This window comes from Micromonospora sp. LHW51205 (assembly GCF_003315815.1).
GTDB lineage: Bacteria > Actinomycetota > Actinomycetes > Mycobacteriales > Micromonosporaceae > Micromonospora > Micromonospora chalcea.
Map to the genome: position 1 here is coordinate 1,067,724 of NZ_QMEZ01000001.1, position 17,872 is coordinate 1,085,595.

Annotated in this window: 19 protein-coding genes; 10 read left to right on the plus strand and 9 right to left on the minus strand. The window is 72.2% G+C overall.

What is annotated here, in order from left to right; genetic code table 11:
- Positions 1–13: 13 nt before the first annotated feature.
- The 3 genes from DQE82_RS04995 to DQE82_RS05005 are packed head-to-tail and all read right to left on the minus strand — an operon-like array spanning position 14 to position 1,761.
- On the minus strand, positions 14–598 hold the full coding sequence (locus DQE82_RS04995; RefSeq protein ID WP_113972362.1) for a DNA-3-methyladenine glycosylase I: 585 nt from the start codon (positions 596–598) through the stop codon (positions 14–16).
- Positions 599–649: 51 nt separating this feature from the next.
- Positions 650–1,150, minus strand: a complete 501-nt coding sequence (locus tag DQE82_RS05000; protein ID WP_043326933.1) for an SRPBCC family protein — start codon at positions 1,148–1,150, stop codon at positions 650–652.
- On the minus strand, positions 1,147–1,761 hold the full coding sequence (locus tag DQE82_RS05005; protein WP_104115122.1) for a DivIVA domain-containing protein: 615 nt from the start codon (positions 1,759–1,761) through the stop codon (positions 1,147–1,149). Before DQE82_RS05005 ends, DQE82_RS05000 begins: the two co-directional genes overlap by 4 nt.
- A 152-nt stretch (positions 1,762–1,913) precedes the next feature.
- Between DQE82_RS05005 and folP the strand changes: the two genes are divergently transcribed.
- Entirely contained in the window at positions 1,914–2,783 is an 870-nt protein-coding gene (gene folP, locus DQE82_RS05010; RefSeq protein WP_113972094.1) for a dihydropteroate synthase, read from the plus strand.
- Between the two features lie 30 nt (positions 2,784–2,813).
- On the opposite strand, the gene DQE82_RS05015 is transcribed toward folP, so the two are convergent.
- Positions 2,814–3,191 (minus strand): NADH-quinone oxidoreductase subunit A, encoded by a 378-nt coding sequence (locus tag DQE82_RS05015; protein WP_030501070.1) that lies wholly within the window; start codon positions 3,189–3,191, stop codon positions 2,814–2,816.
- A gap of 188 nt (positions 3,192–3,379) precedes the next feature.
- On the opposite strand from DQE82_RS05015, the gene DQE82_RS05020 reads away from it, so the two are divergent.
- The 3 genes from DQE82_RS05020 (at position 3,380) to DQE82_RS05030 (ending at position 7,788) form a co-directional block, all read left to right on the plus strand.
- Positions 3,380–4,717, plus strand: a complete 1,338-nt coding sequence (locus DQE82_RS05020; protein ID WP_233514588.1) for a hypothetical protein — start codon at positions 3,380–3,382, stop codon at positions 4,715–4,717.
- A 196-nt stretch (positions 4,718–4,913) separates the two neighbouring features.
- Positions 4,914–6,761, plus strand: coding sequence for a 2-oxoacid:acceptor oxidoreductase subunit alpha (locus DQE82_RS05025; protein ID WP_113972096.1), 1,848 nt, complete (start codon positions 4,914–4,916; stop codon positions 6,759–6,761).
- Entirely contained in the window at positions 6,754–7,788 is a 1,035-nt protein-coding gene (locus DQE82_RS05030) for a 2-oxoacid:ferredoxin oxidoreductase subunit beta (protein ID WP_043326944.1), read from the plus strand. Before DQE82_RS05025 ends, DQE82_RS05030 begins: the two co-directional genes overlap by 8 nt.
- An 80-nt stretch (positions 7,789–7,868) precedes the next feature.
- Here DQE82_RS05030 and DQE82_RS05035 read toward each other — a convergent pair whose 3' ends face one another.
- Entirely contained in the window at positions 7,869–8,516 is a 648-nt protein-coding gene (locus DQE82_RS05035; RefSeq protein WP_104115126.1) for an FMN-dependent NADH-azoreductase, read from the minus strand.
- An 86-nt stretch (positions 8,517–8,602) separates the two neighbouring features.
- Here DQE82_RS05035 and DQE82_RS05040 point away from each other — a divergent pair, with 86 nt between their 5' ends.
- Positions 8,603–9,085 carry a MarR family winged helix-turn-helix transcriptional regulator gene (locus DQE82_RS05040; RefSeq protein ID WP_174536704.1) on the plus strand — a complete coding sequence of 161 codons (483 nt, stop codon included), beginning with the start codon at positions 8,603–8,605 and terminating at the stop codon, positions 9,083–9,085.
- Between the two features lie 24 nt (positions 9,086–9,109).
- On the opposite strand, the gene DQE82_RS05045 is transcribed toward DQE82_RS05040, so the two are convergent.
- The gene (locus DQE82_RS05045; RefSeq protein WP_043326951.1) at positions 9,110–10,123 is read right to left on the minus strand and encodes a TrkA family potassium uptake protein; all 1,014 of its coding nucleotides are present in this window, start codon (positions 10,121–10,123) and stop codon (positions 9,110–9,112) included.
- 156 nt (positions 10,124–10,279) lie between these two features.
- Here DQE82_RS05045 and DQE82_RS05050 point away from each other — a divergent pair, with 156 nt between their 5' ends.
- Both DQE82_RS05050 and DQE82_RS05055 read left to right on the plus strand, forming a co-directional pair.
- Positions 10,280–10,921, plus strand: coding sequence for a helix-turn-helix domain-containing protein (locus DQE82_RS05050; protein WP_113972363.1), 642 nt, complete (start codon positions 10,280–10,282; stop codon positions 10,919–10,921).
- A gap of 126 nt (positions 10,922–11,047) precedes the next feature.
- On the plus strand, positions 11,048–11,638 hold the full coding sequence (locus DQE82_RS05055) for a ClpP family protease (protein ID WP_043326952.1): 591 nt from the start codon (positions 11,048–11,050) through the stop codon (positions 11,636–11,638).
- A gap of 43 nt (positions 11,639–11,681) precedes the next feature.
- Here DQE82_RS05055 and DQE82_RS05060 read toward each other — a convergent pair whose 3' ends face one another.
- Together DQE82_RS05060 and DQE82_RS05065 are read right to left on the minus strand one after the other, a co-directional pair.
- Positions 11,682–13,469: an adenylyl cyclase gene (locus DQE82_RS05060; RefSeq protein WP_113972097.1), complete on the minus strand. Its 1,788-nt coding sequence runs from the start codon at positions 13,467–13,469 to the stop codon at positions 11,682–11,684.
- A gap of 120 nt (positions 13,470–13,589) precedes the next feature.
- A complete protein-coding gene (locus DQE82_RS05065; protein ID WP_104115129.1) occupies positions 13,590–14,366 on the minus strand; it encodes an HAD-IIB family hydrolase in 777 nt (258 codons plus the stop codon).
- A 215-nt stretch (positions 14,367–14,581) separates the two neighbouring features.
- Here DQE82_RS05065 and DQE82_RS05070 point away from each other — a divergent pair, with 215 nt between their 5' ends.
- From DQE82_RS05070 to DQE82_RS30770, 3 genes are all read left to right on the plus strand, one after another.
- Positions 14,582–15,343 carry a bifunctional 2-polyprenyl-6-hydroxyphenol methylase/3-demethylubiquinol 3-O-methyltransferase UbiG gene (locus DQE82_RS05070; protein ID WP_113972098.1) on the plus strand — a complete coding sequence of 254 codons (762 nt, stop codon included), beginning with the start codon at positions 14,582–14,584 and terminating at the stop codon, positions 15,341–15,343.
- A gap of 71 nt (positions 15,344–15,414) precedes the next feature.
- The gene (locus tag DQE82_RS05075) at positions 15,415–16,497 is read left to right on the plus strand and encodes a family 43 glycosylhydrolase (protein WP_104115131.1); all 1,083 of its coding nucleotides are present in this window, start codon (positions 15,415–15,417) and stop codon (positions 16,495–16,497) included.
- 288 nt (positions 16,498–16,785) lie between these two features.
- Complete coding sequence (locus DQE82_RS30770; RefSeq protein WP_013283846.1) at positions 16,786–16,959, plus strand: hypothetical protein; 174 nt, start codon at positions 16,786–16,788, stop codon at positions 16,957–16,959.
- Between the two features lie 108 nt (positions 16,960–17,067).
- Here DQE82_RS30770 and DQE82_RS05080 read toward each other — a convergent pair whose 3' ends face one another.
- Positions 17,068–17,544, minus strand: a complete 477-nt coding sequence (locus tag DQE82_RS05080; protein ID WP_043326959.1) for a hypothetical protein — start codon at positions 17,542–17,544, stop codon at positions 17,068–17,070.
- Between the last annotated feature and the right edge of the window lie 328 nt (positions 17,545–17,872).

Here is a 17,872-nt window from a genome sequence, read left to right on the forward strand (position 1 = left end):
GTGGCGCGCTCGGTCACACCCCGGCCCGGTCACCGCTCACGTGACAGTCGGCCAGGTGGTCGTCGACCATGCCGGTGGCCTGCATCAGCGCGTAGGCGGTGGTGGGGCCGACGAACCGGAAGCCCCGCTTCTTGAGCGCCTTGGCCATCGCGACGGACTCCGGGCTGGTGGCCGGCACCTCGGCGAAGGACCGGGGGCGCGCCGCCCGGGGCGGCGGCGCGAACGACCAGAGCAGCGCGGAGAGGCCCTCGGGCAGCTCCGACGCGGCCCGGGCGTTGGCGATCGCCGCCTCGATCTTGGCCCGGTTGCGGACGATCCCCGCGTCGGCCATCAGCCGGGCCACGTCGGACTCGCCGTAGCGGGCCACCGACTCGATCCGGAACCCGGCGAAGGCGTCCCGGAACGCCTGCCGCTTGCGCAGGATGGTCAGCCAGGACAGGCCGGACTGGAACGCCTCCAGCGTCAGCCGCTCGTAGAGCGCATCGTCGCCGCGCAGCGGCCGGCCCCACTCCTCGTCGTGGTAGACGGCGTAGTCGGGGGTGCTCGCTCCCCACGCGCAGCGCGGCAGCCCGTCGGGGCCGTTCACCAGGTCAGTCACGGCGTCCACGATAGGCCGGGCCACCGACAGCCCCGCCGCGCCGACCGCCGGTCAGGGCAGCCGGCCCTGCTCGACCAGCCGGGCGAACTTCTTCAACGCCTGGGTGAGGCTGAACTTCGAGCCGGGCCAGAGCACCGGCCAGGCCACCCGCCCGGCCGGGCCACCCGGCAGGTGGAACCACTCGTGCCAGACCACCTGGGTGCGGTCGCGGTCCATCGGGGTGCAGCGCAGCACGCCGGGGCCGCGCAGCAGCTTGCCGCAGTGCACCACGCCGACCTCGTACGGGGCGTCGACCCGGACCACACGCATCTCGTCCCGGAGCACGGCCGGGCCGAGCGCGGTGACCGCCTCGACCAGGCTGCCCTCGCCGCCGTCACCCTCGACCACCCGGACCCGGGTCAGCGGGATCCAGTCCGACTGGCGTTCCCAGGCGGTGAGCGCGGCGAAGACGCGATCGGCCGGCGCGTCGACGATCACGGTGGCGGTGACCTCGCCGGCGCCGCGCCGGGACGCCTCGGTGAAGTCGTCGGCCGGGCGGCCGGCGCCGGTCACGCGGACTCCGACCGGACCACCGAACCGCGCTCCCGGTCGTCGTCGGCCGAGCCGGCAGCGATCCCGTTCGCCGGGGAGACGGTGTCCTCGGTCGCCGCGGCGGCGGGGGCCTCCGCCACGCCCGGCTCGGCCGGGGTGCCTCCCGGCTGTCCGTCGGCGTCGGTACGGGACGGCTGCTCGGGAGCGGACAGGTCGATCACCACCGGCTCCGGGTCGGACGGGTCGACCGCCTGCTCGGTCTCGGGCCGGGTCGCGGCGGCCTCCTCGCGCGCCCGGCGCAGCGCGTCGGCGTCCTCGGTGCGGCCGTCGCGCAGGGCCGCGTTCTCCGCCTCCAACACGCTGATCAGCTCGGACTTGTAGCCGATGTCGTACGCGGCGCGGCGCAGCGCGGAGTCGACCTGGGCCATCCGGTAGCCGCGCAGCGCGGTGTCGAAGCGGACGCCTGTCACGTCCGACTCGTCGAGCGGACGGCTGCCCGGCAGGGGCACGGCCCGCCCGTCCGGCTCGGCCGGTGTCAGGCCCGGATCCTTGCCGGAGACCAGCACCGTCACGCCGAACACCACCGCCGCGACTGTCAGCGCGACGACCAAGAGGAGCAGAACCTCACCCATGCACAGATCGTGGCATGCGGGCCGGGATCGGGCGAGCCCTCCGGGACGTCCGGTCGGTAAATGCGTCCGACGCACGGGACCGGCAGGGGTGGCGCGCACGGGACCGGATAGCGTCGGACCGGCCGGCGAGCGCGGGCGACGAGGAGGCGGGCATGACCGGGGCGTTGCGGCTGGGCGGACGGACGTTCGGCCCCGGTGAGCTGGTGGTGATGGCGATCGTCAACCGCACGCCCGACTCGTTCTTCGACCGGGGCGCCACGTTCGCCCAGGACAGCGCGCTGCGCGCGGTGGAGCGCGCGGTCGACGAGGGCGCCGAGATCATCGACATCGGCGGGGTGAAGGCCGGCCCGGGCGACGAGGTGGACGTGGCCGAGGAGATCCGGCGGACGGTGGACACCATCGCCGCGGTCCGGTCCGCCTTCCCCGAGGTGGTCGTCTCCATCGACACCTGGCGGGCCGAGGTGGCGGTGGAGGCGGTGGCGGCCGGCGCGGACCTGCTCAACGACACCTGGTCGGGGGCGGATCCGGCGCTGGCCCGGGTCGCCGCGGCGACCGGCGCCGGGCTGGTCTGCTCGCACGCCGGCGGGCTCGCGCCGCGTACCCGGCCGCACCGGGCCCACTTCGACGACGTGGTGGCCGACGTGCTCACCACGGTGACCGGGCTGGCCGAACGCGCGGCCGGGCTGGGCGTACGCCGGGACGGCATCCTGATCGACCCGGCGCACGACTTCGGCAAGAACACCCGGCACTCGCTGGAGATCACCCGGCGGCTGGCGGAGCTGTCCGACACCGGCTGGCCGCTGCTGGTGGCCCTGTCGAACAAGGACTTCATCGGCGAGACGCTCGACCTGCCGGTGCCCGAGCGGTTGGAGGGGACGCTCGCCGCCACCGCGGTCTCGGCCTGGCTCGGCGCCCGGGTGTTCCGCGCCCACCAGGTCCGCGAGACCCGCCGGGTGCTGGACATGGTGGCCTCGATCCGGGGCGACCGGCCGCCGGCGGCGACCCGGCGCGGGCTGGCCTAGGAGGTCAGGTGACGCGCGGCGCCTGACGGGTCAGGTCCAGCGCAGGACGCCGCGCCGCCAGGCGTAGAGGATGCCGAGCGCGACGATCGCCACGAAGACGCCCATCTCGACCACGGTGGTGGCGCCGAAGCCGGGCCGGTCGAACACCAGCGCCCACGGGAACAGGAAGACCGCCTCGACCGCGAAGAGCACGTACAGGTAGGCGTAGACGTAGTAGCGGATCTGCATCTGGGCCCAGTCGCCGCCGACCGGGTCGATGCCGCACTCGTACGTGGCCCGTTTGCCCCACGGCTCGGCCGGGCGGCTCGGACGTAACACCCGGTTCGCGGAGAACGCCGTCACGAAGAAGAGCACGGCGGCGAGCAGCAGCAGACCGAGCGTGGCGTACGAGCCGAGATATCCGGTCACGAGCGGAGCGTACCGGTCCCGTCCAGATGTCCCGGACACGTTACGAATTCGTTTCCTGGCAGGACTAGTGCCTGATGGCAAGCATCACCGAATAATGGGACACCTTGACCCGCCCCGGAGGACAGATGGCCCGCCTGCGCGTTCGACCCGTTCGGCGGGCCGCGCTCCGTCGTACCCTCGCACTGCTGGTGCCCGCGTTGGTCGCGGCGGCGGTGGCGATGGCGCCGGCCGGAGCCACGGCCGCCGCCGGAGGTCCGGCCGGCCTGGCCCGGGTGATCGAACCCGCCGATCCGGCCGGCGAGCCGACCGAACCGGTCCCCACCGCGGACCCGGGAACCAGCTCGCCCGCACCGCCGCCCACCGAGGCGCCGCCACCCCCGAGCACGCCTCCGCCGCCGGTCACCACCGCGTCGGCCCCGCCGGTCAGCAGCCCGCCCGTCGAACCGGCGCCGACCAGCGCGGCCCCGAACACCACCAGCGCGCCGCCGCCGGTCGTGCCGCCGGTCCAGCCCCCGCCGCCGCCCTCGGCCCAGCCGCCGGGCGGGCCGCTCGGGGTACGGGTGAACACCGAGGACGTGGTGCTCACCCCCGACTACTGGAACGCCGACAGCACGGTGGCCACGCTGCGGGTGACGGTGACGAACACCGGCGGCCGGGCGGAGCGGATCACGCTCGCCTACACGCTGCCGCCCGGGCTGACCGACGCGGGCACGCCGGGCTGCCAGCCGACCGGCGGCGCCAACCACAGCTGCGTCGGGTGGGACGCCGAGCCGGGCGCCCGGTTCAGCGCGACCATCCGGGTACGGGTCGACGGCGACGCCTGGCGGACCATGCCGCTGACCGGTTCCGTGCAGGTCACCGCCGTCGCGCCGGGGGTCAGCGGAGCGGCGTACGACGACGAGGGCTTCCCGGTGCTCTTCCCGCCCGGGCCGCCGGTGCCCGGGATCTCGCTGCGCGCCGACGAGGTGCTGTTCGACATCAGTGGCGCGCCCAGCACGCTCACCGTAAGGCTCGGCAACACCGGCGCTGTCGACGCCGCGGGCCGTGTCGAGGTGCTCCTGCCGGCCGGTGTCACGGTCGGCGACACCGGGAGCGGCTGTGCCGCGGTGACGCCCGACCGGACCCGGTGCGAGCTGGGCGTCCTGCCGACCGGGCGGACCGCAACCCTGCGGTTGACGCTCGCCGCCTCGGCCGAGGCGCAGCGCCGTGCCCCGCTGGCCGGCGCGGTGATCGGCCGGCTGGACCCGCGCAGCGGGCGGGACCGGCAGGTGCAGATGAGCTTCCGGATCAGCGCCGCCGCGGCGGACGCCACCCCGCCGGTGGGCGTGCCGGGTCCGACCGCCTCGCAGGGCGTGCTCGCCGCCGGTGGCGGGCCGGCCGACGACGACGCCTCGACCCGGCGGACCGCGATCGCGCTGATCGCCGTGTCCGGCCTCCTGGTCGTGCTCGCGCTGACGCTGGCGACCCGCTCGCTGCGCCGCCGCAGTGACATCACGGTGCCGGAGCGGCCGGCAACCGACCGGTGATCATGAATACGTGGTGATCTGGGTTACGGACCCAGGTACTAAACGCTGCAAAGCGGGGCATACAGCGGCCCGAACCAGTCCCATACGTCGGACCTCGACCAAGGTGGCCCTAACGTGGCGACGTAGGCTCTGACGTGAGAATCGGAGCGGGCCGGGCCGGCAGGGGCGACGGCGCTCAGCGAAGCGAGGTGCGGGTGTGACCAAGCAGATCCGTCAACTGGACCGGGTGGTCATCCGGTTCGCCGGGGACTCCGGCGACGGCATGCAGCTCACCGGCGACCGGTTCACGTCGGAGACGGCGCAGTTGGGCAACGACATCTCCACGTTGCCCAACTTCCCGGCCGAGATCCGCGCCCCCGCCGGCACCCTCCCCGGCGTCTCCAGCTTCCAGGTGCACTTCGCCGACTACGACATCCTGACCCCGGGTGACGCGCCGAACGTGCTGGTGGCGATGAACCCGGCCGCGCTCAAGGCCAACCTGGCCGACCTGCCGCGCGGGGCGGACATCATCGTCAACACCGACGAGTTCACCCGGCGCAACCTGGCGAAGGTCGGCTACGCGACCAGCCCGCTGGACGACGACTCGCTCGACGGGTACGCGGTGCACCCGGTGGCGCTCACCTCGATGACGATCGGCGCGCTGGCCGAGCACGACGTCTCCAAGAAGGACGCCGAGCGCGCCAAGAACATGTTCGCGCTCGGGCTGCTGAGCTGGATGTACTCCCGCCCGTACGAGTCCACGCTGCGCTTCCTGGAGCGCAAGTTCGCGGCCCGCCCCGAGCTGGTGGCGGCGAACGTGGCCGCGTTCCGGGCCGGCTGGAACTTCGGCGAGACCACCGAGGACTTCTCCGTCCGGTACGAGGTCAAGCCGGCCAAGATGCTGCCCGGCACCTACCGGAACATCACCGGCAACGCGGCGCTGTCGCTGGGCCTGGTGGCCGCCGGGGTGCGCTCCGGGCTGCCGGTGTTCCTCGGCGCGTACCCGATCACGCCGGCCTCGGACATCCTGCACGAGCTGAGCAAGCACAAGAAGTTCGGCGTGGTCACCATGCAGGCCGAGGACGAGATCGCCGCGGTCGGTGCGGCGCTCGGCGCGTCGTACGGCGGCTCGCTCGGCGTCACCACGACGAGCGGTCCCGGTGTGGCGCTGAAGAGCGAGACGATCTCCCTCGCGGTGGCGCTGGAACTGCCGCTGGTCATCGTCGACGTGCAGCGAGCCGGACCGTCCACCGGCATGCCGACCAAGACCGAGCAGGCCGACCTGAACATGGCCCTGTACGGCCGGCACGGCGAGGCGCCGGTCGCGGTGATCGCGCCGAAGTCGCCGTCGGACTGCTTCCACGCGGCGCTGGAGGCGGCCCGGATCGCGCTGACCTACCGCACGCCGGTGATCCTGCTGTCGGACAACTACGTCGCCAACGGCTCCGAGCCGTGGCTGCTGCCGGACGTCGAGTCGCTGCCCGACCTGCGGGTCGAGTTCGCCACGAAGCCCAACGGCGAGGACGGCACCACCTTCCTGCCGTACCTGCGCGACCCGCAGACGCTGGCCCGCCCGTGGGCGGTGCCCGGCACGGCCGGTCTGGAGCACCGGATCGGCGGCTTGGAGAAGGCCGACAAGACCGGCGACATCTCGTACGACCCGGCCAACCACGACTTCATGGTGCGGACCCGCGCGGCCCGGATCGAGACCATCCCGGTGCCGGCCGTCGAGGTGGAGGACCCGGACGGCGACGCCCGGGTGCTGGTGCTGGGCTGGGGCTCCACGTACGGCCCGATCGGCGCGGCCTGCCGTGGCCTGCGCCAGCGCGGGCACTCGGTGGCCCAGGCGCACCTGCGGCACCTGGCCCCGATGCCGGCCAACCTCGGCGAGGTGCTGGCCCGGTACGACAAGGTGGTCGTGCCGGAGATGAACCTCGGCCAGCTCGCCCACGTGATCCGGGCGAAGTACCTGGTCGACGCGATCGGCTACAACCAGGTCCGCGGCCTGCCGTTCACCGCCGCCGAGCTGGAGACGATGCTGGAAGAGGTCCTGAAGAATGTCTGAGCCCGTCGCCCTCAAGCTCACCGCCAAGGACTTCAAGTCCGACCAGGAGGTGCGCTGGTGCCCCGGCTGCGGCGACTACGCCATCCTGGCGGCCGTGCAGGGCTTCATGCCGGAGCTGAACATCCCCCGGGAGAACATCGTCTTCGTCTCGGGCATCGGCTGCTCGTCGCGCTTCCCGTACTACATGAACACGTACGGGATGCACTCGATCCACGGGCGTGCCCCGGCGATCGCCACCGGCCTGTCGGTGTCCCGGCCGGACCTGTCGGTCTGGGTGGTCACCGGTGACGGCGACGCGCTCTCCATCGGCGGCAACCACCTGATCCACGCGCTGCGCCGCAACGTCAACCTGAAGATCCTGCTGTTCAACAACCGGATCTACGGGTTGACCAAGGGCCAGTACTCGCCGACCTCCGAAGTCGGCAAGATCACCAAGTCGACGCCGGTCGGTTCGGCGGACGCGCCGTTCAACCCGCTGTCGCTGGCGCTCGGCGCCGAGGCCACGTTCGTGGCCCGGACGATCGACTCGGACCGCAAGCACCTCCAGTCGGTGCTGCGGGCCGCCGCCCAGCACGAGGGCTCCGCGTTCGTGGAGATCTACCAGAACTGCAACATCTTCAACGACGGCGCGTTCGACACGCTGAAGGAGCCGGCCACCCGGGACGACTTCCTGATCCGGCTGGAGCACGGGCAGCCGATCACGTTCGGCAAGGACGGGCAGTTCTGCGTCGTCCACCCGCCGGGCGGCTTCGGCCTGGAGGTCCGGGAGACCGCGAACACGCCGGCCGAGGAGATCGTGGTGCACGACGCGGGCGTGGCCGACCCGGCGTACGCGTTCGCGCTGTCCCGGCTGCCCGGCCTGGATCTGAGCAACACCCCGATCGGCGTGTTCCGGTCGGTGGGCCGCCCCTCCTACGACAGCGTGGTGCAGGAGCAGGTCGCGGCCGCCAAGGCGAGCGTGGACAAGACCCCGGAGCAGCAGCTCGCCGCGCTGCTCGGCAGCGGCGACACCTGGACGATCCTCTGATCCGCCGCTGACGCGTCACGCGAGAGGGCGGGCCGTTCCCCCGTGGAGCGGCCCGCCCTCTCGCGTGTGACGCAGCCCGGTCAGGCGGCCGCCGAGGCGGGCACCCACAGGTCGTCGACGGCCCGCTCGGCCGCGGCGAGGCTCTGCTCGAACAGCGGGATCAGCTCGGCCATCGCCGGGTTGACCGGGGCCAGGGTCAGCTCGGCGCAGATGAACCGCGGCTCCAGGCCGGTCAGGGACAGGCCGTGCGGCAGCCACGGCTCGGCGTGGTCCCAGCCCTCGCGCGGGGTGCCCGGGCCGTACCCGCCGCCGCGGCTGACCAGGACGACGAACTGGCGGTCGCCGAGCAGCCCGGCGTTCGTCACCGGGTCGTAGGCGATGCCGGGGGCGATCAGGTGGTCGACCCAGGACTTCACGCTGCTGGGCGCGCCGTAGTTGTAGAGCGGGAGCCCGAGCAGGACCGTGTCGGCCTGCTTCACCTCGGCCACGACCTCCTCGGTCAGCCGCCAGGACGCCGCCTGATCGGGGGTGTGCTGGTCCGGCGGCACCATGCGCGCGAGGCCGCTCGCGGTGTTCAGGTGCGGCAGCGGGTTCTGTCCCAGGTCCCGGTAGGTGACGGTGCCGTCCGGGTGGGCGGCGCGCCAGGCGGCGGCCGCGCGGGCGGTGAGCCGCCGGCTGATCGACCGCTCCCCGGTGATGCTGGAGTCGATGTGCAGTAGGTGTGCCATTGGTGATTCCTCCTCCGACGATCGTTCGTGTAGAACCAACTATTTATAGCAGGTCGATGTTCCTCGGAGCGCGTAAACTGGGTCACATGTCCGCCGCACCGGTCGAGGAGTCCGAGCGCCGCTCCGGGCCCCTGCTCGACCACCTGGCCCGGCGGATGCGGCTGCGCTCGGAGTCGGTGCTGGCCCCGCTGGGCCTGCGCCCCCGCCACCTGGTGGCGCTCACCGTGCTGCGCGACTCCGGCGGCATCAGCCAGCAGGCGCTCGCCGGCACGCTCCAGCTCGACAGCACGAACGTGGTCGGGCTGCTCAACGACCTGGAGGCGGACGGCCTGGCCGAGCGCCGCCGCTCCCCGGAGGACCGCCGCCGGCACGAGGTACGCCTCACCGAGGCGGGCACGAAGCGACTGCGCGAGGCCGAGTGCGCGCTCGCCGGAGCCGAGGAGGAAGTTCTCGGCGCGCTGGCGCCCGGCGAGCGGGACCTGCTCTACGACCTGCTGCGACGGGCCACCCAGGGCCGGTCGTCGACCTGCGGCGAAGTGATGGCGGAGGGCGGCCCGGGCGCCTGCTGACCGCCGACGCTCAGCGAGACTGGGTCAGAGCGCCGTGGTGGCCTGCGGCCGGTCGTCGCGGACGTGGACCAGCATGTCGCCGGTCTCGATCACCGCGCCGGCACGGTCGTTGAGCGTGACCACCTTGCCCCGGCGGACCAGCGCGATGACCAGCGACTCCAGCTCACGCGGAGAACGGCCCACCTCGTCGCGCTCGGCCGACCGCATCGCCAGCGCCATGCCCTGCCCCGGGGTGAGCAGGTCCTCCACCACGTCGATCAGGGGCGGGGCCGAGGTGGACAGGCCGAGCAGCCGCCCGGCCGTGGCCGACGAGACGATCACGTGGTGCGCGCCGCTCTGCTTGAGCAGCGGCGCGTTCTCCGCCTCGCGTACCGCCGCGATGATCCGCACCTGACCGGCGGTGAGCTGCCGGACCGTGAGCGCCACCAGCACCGAGGCGTCGTCGCTGTCGGTCGCGATGATGACCGACTTCGCGGTACGCACGTGCGCCTGCTCCAGCACCGACGAGCGGGTCGCCGAGCCCTCGATCGTCACCAGGCCGTTCGAGGTGGCCTGCCGAAGCGCCGGGCCACTGCGCTCGACCACCACGATCTTGGACTTGTCCGTGCCGTTCTCCAGCAGGGCGGAGACCGCGCTGCGGCCCTTGGTGCCGTAGCCGCAGATGATGACGTGGTCCTTCACGGTTCTCCTCCACCGCGACAGGCGACGCCCGGTGCGGTACTGCTCGGTCAGGACTTCCAGGGTGGTGCCGACCAGGATGATCAGGAAGAGCACCCGGGCGGGGGTGACGAACAGGACGTTCGCCAGTCGCGCCGACGAGCTGACCGGCGTGATGTCGCCGTACCCGGTGGTGGAGAGCGAGACCACCACGTAGTAGAAGCAGTCGAGCAGGCTCAGGCCGCTGTCGTCGACGTCGCGGTAGCCGTCGCGGTCGAGCCACACCACGAACACCGTGGCGAAGACCAGGCCGAGAGCGGCGAGCAGGCGCAGGCTCAGCGCGCTCAGCGGCCCTCGCCGCTGCGCGGGAAAATGGATCACCGTCGGTCCTGCTCCGCCACCTGCACGCCCACAAGATAACGGGTACGCGGGGACGCGGCCCGCCGGGTGAGGATCGGAACCCGTCGGGGCCGCTGCCGGAGGCGTGGAGAGGGCATGATGGGTAAGTCCGGGGCGCCCGACCGCGAGGAGGCCGGCATGTCGTTGCTGCGACGGGTGATCGGCGGGGTGCTCCGGCGCATCCGCCTGCGCCAGGGCCGCACGCTGCGCGAGGTGGCCCAGGCCGCCGGCGTCTCCCTGCCCTACCTCTCCGAGGTCGAGCGCGGACGCAAGGAGGCCTCCTCCGAGGTGCTCGCCGCGATCTGCCGCGCGCTCGGGATCCACCTCGCCGACCTGCTCGAAGAAGCCCGTGACGAGCTGCGCCGCGAGCGGCCGACGCCGGTCGTCCCCGGAGTCTCGGCGGCCCGGTTCGACCGGGTGCCGGTCGCCCGCACCGGGCCGCAGCTGCGGGTCGGCCCGCCCCGGCTGTCCGTCACGCGCCGTCCGGCCGTGTCGTCCCGGCCGCCCGTGTCCCGCCGGCCCGCCGTCTCGCTCCGGCCGCACGTCGCCCGTCGGCCGGTCACCGCCACGCCGCTGCTCGGCGGCACGCTGCGGCCCCTGGGCCCCGGGCCGGCGCCGCTCGGCGCGCCCCTCGGCGCCGCCACGCCGATCGGGTTCGGTGGCGGCATCCGGATCTGGCCGGCTCCCTCCGCCTCGACCGCCCGCCCCCGTCCGCGTACCTCCGTCACGCTGGCCCGGCGGCGGGCCCGCGCGGGCCGGCGGCGGCCGGTCGCCGCGTAGCTTCTGCCGAGGGCGGATCTGCCCCGGGCAGAAAGCCTGGGCCGCGACCGTGCGCCCGGCGGACGCTGGAGACCGCCGGGTTCCCGGGCGGTCCACCGTCCACCGGCGGTACGGAGGTGCGCGGTGATGGGTGGCATCTGGATGCTCGACGATCGGCAGGCGGTGTTCGACGACCGGGTCTTCGAGCGGTTGCTGAAGGAACGGATCATCTTCCTCGGCACCGAGGTCACCGAGGCGTCGGCGAATCAGATCTGCGCGCAGATCCTGCTCCTCGCGGCCGAGGACGCGGAGCGCGACATCTTCCTCTACATCAACTCGCCCGGCGGCTCGGTGAGCGCCGGCATGGCCATCTACGACACCATGCGGTACGTCAAGAACGACGTCGCGACGCTGGCGCTCGGGATCGCCGGCTCGATGGGGCAGTTCCTGCTCTGCGCCGGGACGGCCGGCAAGCGGTTCGCGCTGCCGCACACCCGGATCCTGATGCACCAGCCCTCCGGCGGGATGGGCGGCACGGCCTCCGACATCACCATCCAGGCCGAGAACATGCTGCACGTGAAGCGGACCATGCAGGAGCTCATCGCCCGGCACAGCGGGCGCACGCTGGAGGAGATCCAGCGCGACTGGGACCGCGACCGCTGGTTCACCGCCGAGGAGGCCCGCGAGTACGGCCTGATCGACCAGGTGCTCTCCCGCGTCGACCAGCTCGCCGGGTGAGCCGGGCGGCCCGGCCGGATCACCGGCCGGGCCGCCGCTGACGTCACGGGTAGCTGATTACCGTGCTGGTGCCGTACGAGCCGACGACCGGGGTGCCGACGTCGTTTATCGTGCGCTCGATCCCGCCGCTGCCGTCGAGGAACACCGTGATGGCGTCGTGGAACCGCACCCCGGCCCGGCGCGGCGCCTCGATCCCCCTGTCACAGCGGATGTCCACGCCCTGGTTGAAGTACGAGTAGACGCCCAGTCCCCACGCCTCGTGCGTGCGGACGTGATCGGCCACCTTGTACGAGGCCCAGCCGTTGCCGGTCGGGCTGCGCCAGGCCGCCTGGCTCGGCGGGTCGTAGGGCAGCTCGCTCTGGTAGAACACGGTCCGGCCGCGCTCGCCGTTCCAGATCGTCTGCCAGCGCTGGTAGTGCTCGACGAAGAGCCCGTACGCGGTCACGTCGTCGCCGTTGACGATCACGCCGGTGGCGGCGGTGTTCACGGTCCAGCCGATCGTCCCGGCCCGGCCGTGGTCGCCGCGCCAGGCCCAGATGTTGTCGATCAGCGTGTGCCGGCTGTGCACCACCAGGCTGGTCACCGCCCGCCCGGCGTACGGGCCGCCGATGCGGAAGAAGACGTCCTGCAGCGAGATCGGGTTCGTGGCGTGCGACCGGTGGCAGTGCCGCGTGCCGACCTCGACCAGCACCGGCGACTCGACCGGCCCGGCGTCCACCAGCACCCCGGCGATGCGGACCCCGTCCACGTCCTCGATCCGCAGCGCCGCGTCCCCGCGGTCCGGCACCAGGCTCGGCATGCCGAGGCCGAGCACCACGGTGTCCGGTCGGCGTACCCGCAGGGCCCGGTCCAGGTGGTAGACGCCGGGCGTGAGCAGCAGGTGCCGGCCCCGGGCCAGTTCCGCGTTGATCCGCTTCGCCGAGTCGGTGGGCCGGGCCAGGAAGAACGCGGACAGCGGCAGCGACGGCACCGGCGCGCCGCCGGTGGCCCAGGTGGTGCCGGCGGTGTTCCGGCGCAGACGCGGCACGGCGACCCGCCAGGCGCCCCGGGCGTCGACGAACAGGTACGGCTTCTCCCGGGTCACCGGGCTGGTCGGCAGCGTGGTGTACGGCGGGTCGGGGAAGCCCTGGGCGGGCGCGCCGATCACGCCGGAGAAGACCTGGTTCCACACGCCGTTGGTCCACTCGCCGCCGAGTTCGCTGTCGCGGGTGAGCCACTGCTGCTGGGAGCCGTTGATGGTGATGCCGTCCACCTTGGAGTCGGCGATGTAGCCGCCGCTGGAGTAGCCGCCGTTACCGGGTTCCAGCCACAGCACACCCTTGACGTGCACCCGGCGCATCGGCGACGCCTGGGAGACGGCCCACTGATTCGACCAGTCGGTCGGGGTGACAGCGAGGTTCTCCGCCGAACGCCAGAAGTTGGTCAGCGCGGAGATGCCGGCCGGCGAGTTCGGGTCGGGCTGGCCGACCACCCGGACCGCGCCGTGGATCTCCACGTCGTCCGGGTGGGCGCCGAGACCGGCGACAGTCGTGTAGTAGCCGAGCCGGGCGTCCACCTCGTAGCGGCCGGGCTTGAACAGCACGGCGTACCTGTCGAAGCCCATCTCGTTGCGTTCCTGGGCGGTGAACAACCGGTCCAGCGTGGACTGGATCTCCTCCACCGGCGTGCCGGGGTCGTACACGAAGATGTTGGGGCCGAAGTCGGGCTCGCGTGCCGGGCGCGCGGCCGGGGACGCGGCGGCGGCGCCGGCCGGGAGGCCGAGGGCGGTGAGCGAGGCCGCGGAGGCGGTGAGCGTGAGGAAACGGCGGCGGGAGGGGTCGGGTGATCGCATCTGCCTGCCTGTTCGGTGATGGGACGGGAGAGCGCTCTCTCGGCTGTTCCTACCTCATCACCGTCGATACCGCCAGAGCCCGCCGGTTCCGGAACCGGCGGGCTCTGCGTCGCACGTCGGTCAGGCGCGCCCGGCGCGCTGCTTCACCAGGTCGTCGACGAGCCGCTCCACGTAGTCGGCGGTGTCCTCCCACCGGGTGACCGCGTGGCAGCGGATGTCCATGGCCTTGACCGGGTAGTCGTTGCCGCCCACGTCCAGCCGGTCCCCCACGAAGAGCACGTTGTCGATGGTCAGGTCCAGGTGCTCCAGCAGCTTCCGCATGCCGTACGCCTTGTCCACACCCTTGCGGGTGACGTCGATCGAGGTCGAGCCGCCGCCACGGACCTCCAGGTCGGGCAGCTTCGCCGCGACCGCGTCCCGCAGCCGCCGCTTCTTGTCGCCGTCCGGGTCCCAGCCGTACTTCTCCGCCGGCGGGGCGGACTGACCCAGCGCGGAGAACGTGATCTGGCTGCCCCGGTCCTCGATGATGTCGCCCCAGGTCTTCGCCTCCCACAGACCCAGCGCCTGCGCCGACTCGGTCAGCGCGGCAACGACACGCGCCTTGTCGGCCTCGCTCAGATCCTCGGCGTAGACCTGCCGCCAGTCCCCGTCGGACCAGCGGTAGTAGCGGGTACCGCAGGTGGGCATCAGGTGCAGCCGCTCGCGCTGCTGCTCGGTGAGGTCGAGGTGGGCCAGCACCTGCGACTGGAACTGCTCGAACCGACCACCGGAGATGATGAGTACGTCCACCTCGGTGAGCAGGTGGCCGAGCAGCTCCGCCATCCGACGATCGATCTGGGACTTGGAAATCGCCAGGGTGTCGTCCAGGTCGAACGCCACCACTCGAAGATCGTTCACGAATACCTCATGTCGTCGCGGACAGGCCAGAACTAGCAGGGTACCGACGCACCCTGGCGCCGACCTGGAGGGCCCGGACCGGAGGGCTCACCAGACCACGCGGCCCTCATGACGGAGCGTAACAGCGGCTCCGCAGCGGGTTCGGGCCTTCCGGAACCGGGCTCGACGGTGAAATGCGGTCGACAGCGTCCGGCGCCGATCGCCATGGTGAGCGGATGCGCCAGGACGAGATCTGGAACGGCGAGACCGCCGAGCGGTACGACACACCGGGCACGGGGATGTTCGCGCCGGAGGTGCTCGACCCGGCCGTGGACCGGCTCGCCGCGCTCGCCGGCGACGGGCCGGTGCTGGAGTTCGCCATCGGCACGGGCCGGGTGGCAGTCCCCCTGGCCGGACGCGGCGTGCGGGTCAGCGGCATCGAACTCTCCGCACCGATGGTGGAGCGACTGCGGACGAAGGCCGATGCGGCGACGATCCCGGTGGTGATCGGCGACATGGCCACCGCCACCTCACCCGGGGAGTACAGCCTGGTCTACCTCGTCTACAACACCATCTCCAACCTGCTCGAACAGGCCGAACAGGTGGCGTGCTTCCGCAACGCCGCCCGCCACCTCAAGCCCGGCGGCCGGTTCGTGATCGAGCTGGAGGTGCCGGAGCTGCGCGTACTGCCGCCCGGGCAGCGGGCGGCGGTCTTCGCGAGCGAGCCCGGATACGTCGGCGTGGACACCTACGACGTGCTGCGGCAACACCTCGTCTCGCACCACTTCGAGTTCGGCGACGGCCGCGAGGCGCGCGTCTTCCGCAGCCCGCACCGCTACGTCTGGCCGTCCGAGCTGGACCTGATGGGCGAGTTGGCCGGCTTCACCCTGGAGCATCGGTACGCGGACTGGTCCGGCACGGAGTTCACCGCCGAATCGCGCTCCCACGTGTCGATCTACCGGCTCCCGGCCCGACCCACGCACCTCGCGTCGCATTGATTCATTGACTTCGATCACTCACCGTCGATAGCCTCGCGTCGACAATTACCTTCATCGATGGAGGCTGAGCGGTGAGAATTTTACGACTGCGCGAGGCGCTCGTCGCGCTCGTGACGACCGCCCTGGTGACCACCACAGCGGCAACACCCGCCACGGCCGCGCCCGGCAGCGGCCTGTCCACGCTGGCGAGTTCGTCCACCTTCCCGCTGGCCGACCCGGACACCCTGCTGGCGAAGGACGGCTCCTACGTCACCTACGGCACCACAGTCGGCGCCGGCACCGGCGCGCGCTGCGGCGCGACCGGCAGACTGTACGTACCCGTCCTCGTCCACGGCTCCGGCAGCAGCGTCGGCATGGCCGACTGCGCCTCGCACGACGCGCTGCCCTCCGGCCCGGGCGCCTGGGCCGAGCCCGGCGGCGCGGTCTGGGCACCCGGCGTCGCCCGCTTCGGCAACCGGTTCTTCATGTTCTACACCGCCTCCCGCAAGGGCTCCGGCCAGAAGTGCATCGGACGGGCCGTCTCCGACAGCGCCCGCGGCCCCTTCCAGAACCAGGGCGAGTGGGCCTGCCCGGACGCCGGGCGGTGGGCACTCGACGCGAACCCCTTCGTGGCCGGCGGGAACCTGTACGTGACCTACCGGGACGACGCCATCGCCTCCGGCGCCGAGACCGGCATCTCCACGGTCCGCACCGATAGTGAGGGCCGCGCGATCTGGGACACCCGCCGGGACATGCTCAAGAGCACCGACATCACCTGGGACACCGCCAAGATCAGCGGCGGTACGCACGTGGTGGAGAACCCGGCGATGTGGAAGGCCGCCGACGGCGACTGGTACCTGATGTACTCGGGCAACAACTGGGACAGCGCGCGCTACTCCACCGGCATCGCCCGCTGCGGCGCGACTCCCCTGCCCGGCTCCCGCTGCACCCCCATCCGCGAAGGCGTGTCCCGGCCCTTCTTCGGCTACACCGGCAGCGCCGGACTCAACCCGATCCGCGGCCTGCCCGGCAACCACCAGGGCCCCGGCGGGATGGACGTCTTCGACGCCGCCGATGGCACCGCGCGCGTCGTGTGGCACTGGTGGAACGGCTCCACCCGCTTCCCGATGACCGGCGTCCTGACCCGCCCCTCCACCGGCTTCCTCGTCTCGTAGTCGGCGCGCTTGCCGACACGACTGCTCACCGTAAGCTTCGGGATGGTCACGTTCGGTAGAACTCGTTCACGGAAAATTGCATTTGGCAAGAGGTGGCACCGAAATTTTCTCGATGCGATGCATCTGCTTGTCAGGTACCCGACAGTGAATTGCCCGCTCTTGTGCTAGCTGTCCGGCGAGAGGATGCTCGAACCGTCGAACGGCACTGCGTCGCCTCACACAGAGGGCGGCGCCCGGCTGCCACCGGACGCCGCATTCGACTCCACCGCTGCAACGGAAGGAGTCACGTTGACTGTAATCCCTCACGGGTCAGACTTCGAGACACCAGAGGACGAGGACGAAACCGTTGCCGAGCCGACCGACCGGCACCGGCTCATCCTGGCGTACATCAAGACGCTCAGTCCGATCATCGCCGCCGTCGTCGCCTGCATCGGGACGCTGGTGGCAGCGCTGGTCCGCTGACCCGCCGGCCCCGCGCTCCGGCTCCGGCCGGACGCGGGGCCGTCCGCGTCACCGCCTCGTCGCCGGTTCGTCGTCCAATGTCGCCGGCGCGCCGCGTCGCGGCCACTGTCACCGGCGGGCTGCGTCGCCGTCCGGCAGCCGCCGGGACCTGACCTCCGCCAGGATCAGGACCGCCAGGAGCACCACGAACAGCCCTGCCGACCCGGCCACCAGGGGATTGACGTAACCGGGCACCAGGTCGGGGCCGCACGTGGTGTCGCGCAGCGGCCACATGCTCGACGACCCGTCAGCCGACGCGCCGATGCGGTGGCTGTAGCCTTCCGGCCGCCGCAGCATGCAAGCGTCATCGGGATCCAGGATCCCGAAGGTCGTCGCCGCCAACCCGCGACCGTAAGCGGCGGCCCCGGTGAACGCCGCACCGGCGGCCAGGAACCATCCCGCCCGCCTCAGCGCCCATGCCCTGCCCCGGAGGTGCGGGTCGCGACGGAGCGCCAACAGTGCGACCACCACGAACACGAGGGCAGCGGCCGCGAACACCGGCCAGGCCAGAGCGAGCAGCACAAGTGCGAAGAAGACGAGAAACATCGACGTGCAACCTACCGCTCCAGGCGTCGTCGTACCGGCCCCGATCACCTCGCCGGATGGTCAGCATGCGCAACTCTTGTCGCCGGGCTCGGACTTGACCGTGTGCGCATCGGCTATCTGGCCGCCCACCTCACCTGGCACCTCGCGACGGGCACTGTCACCTTGCTCGTTTGTGGCCCGGGAGAGTCGCCTACTCGCCGCTGGAACCCCGGGTGAGCACGTGAGCCGGGACGGCCGAACAGAGCGTGCCCCGCCGCCCCGGCCATGATCAGAACCGCGACGAACGGTCGGGAAATGAGTGAATGCAGGCACCGCCGGCAGGGTTTTC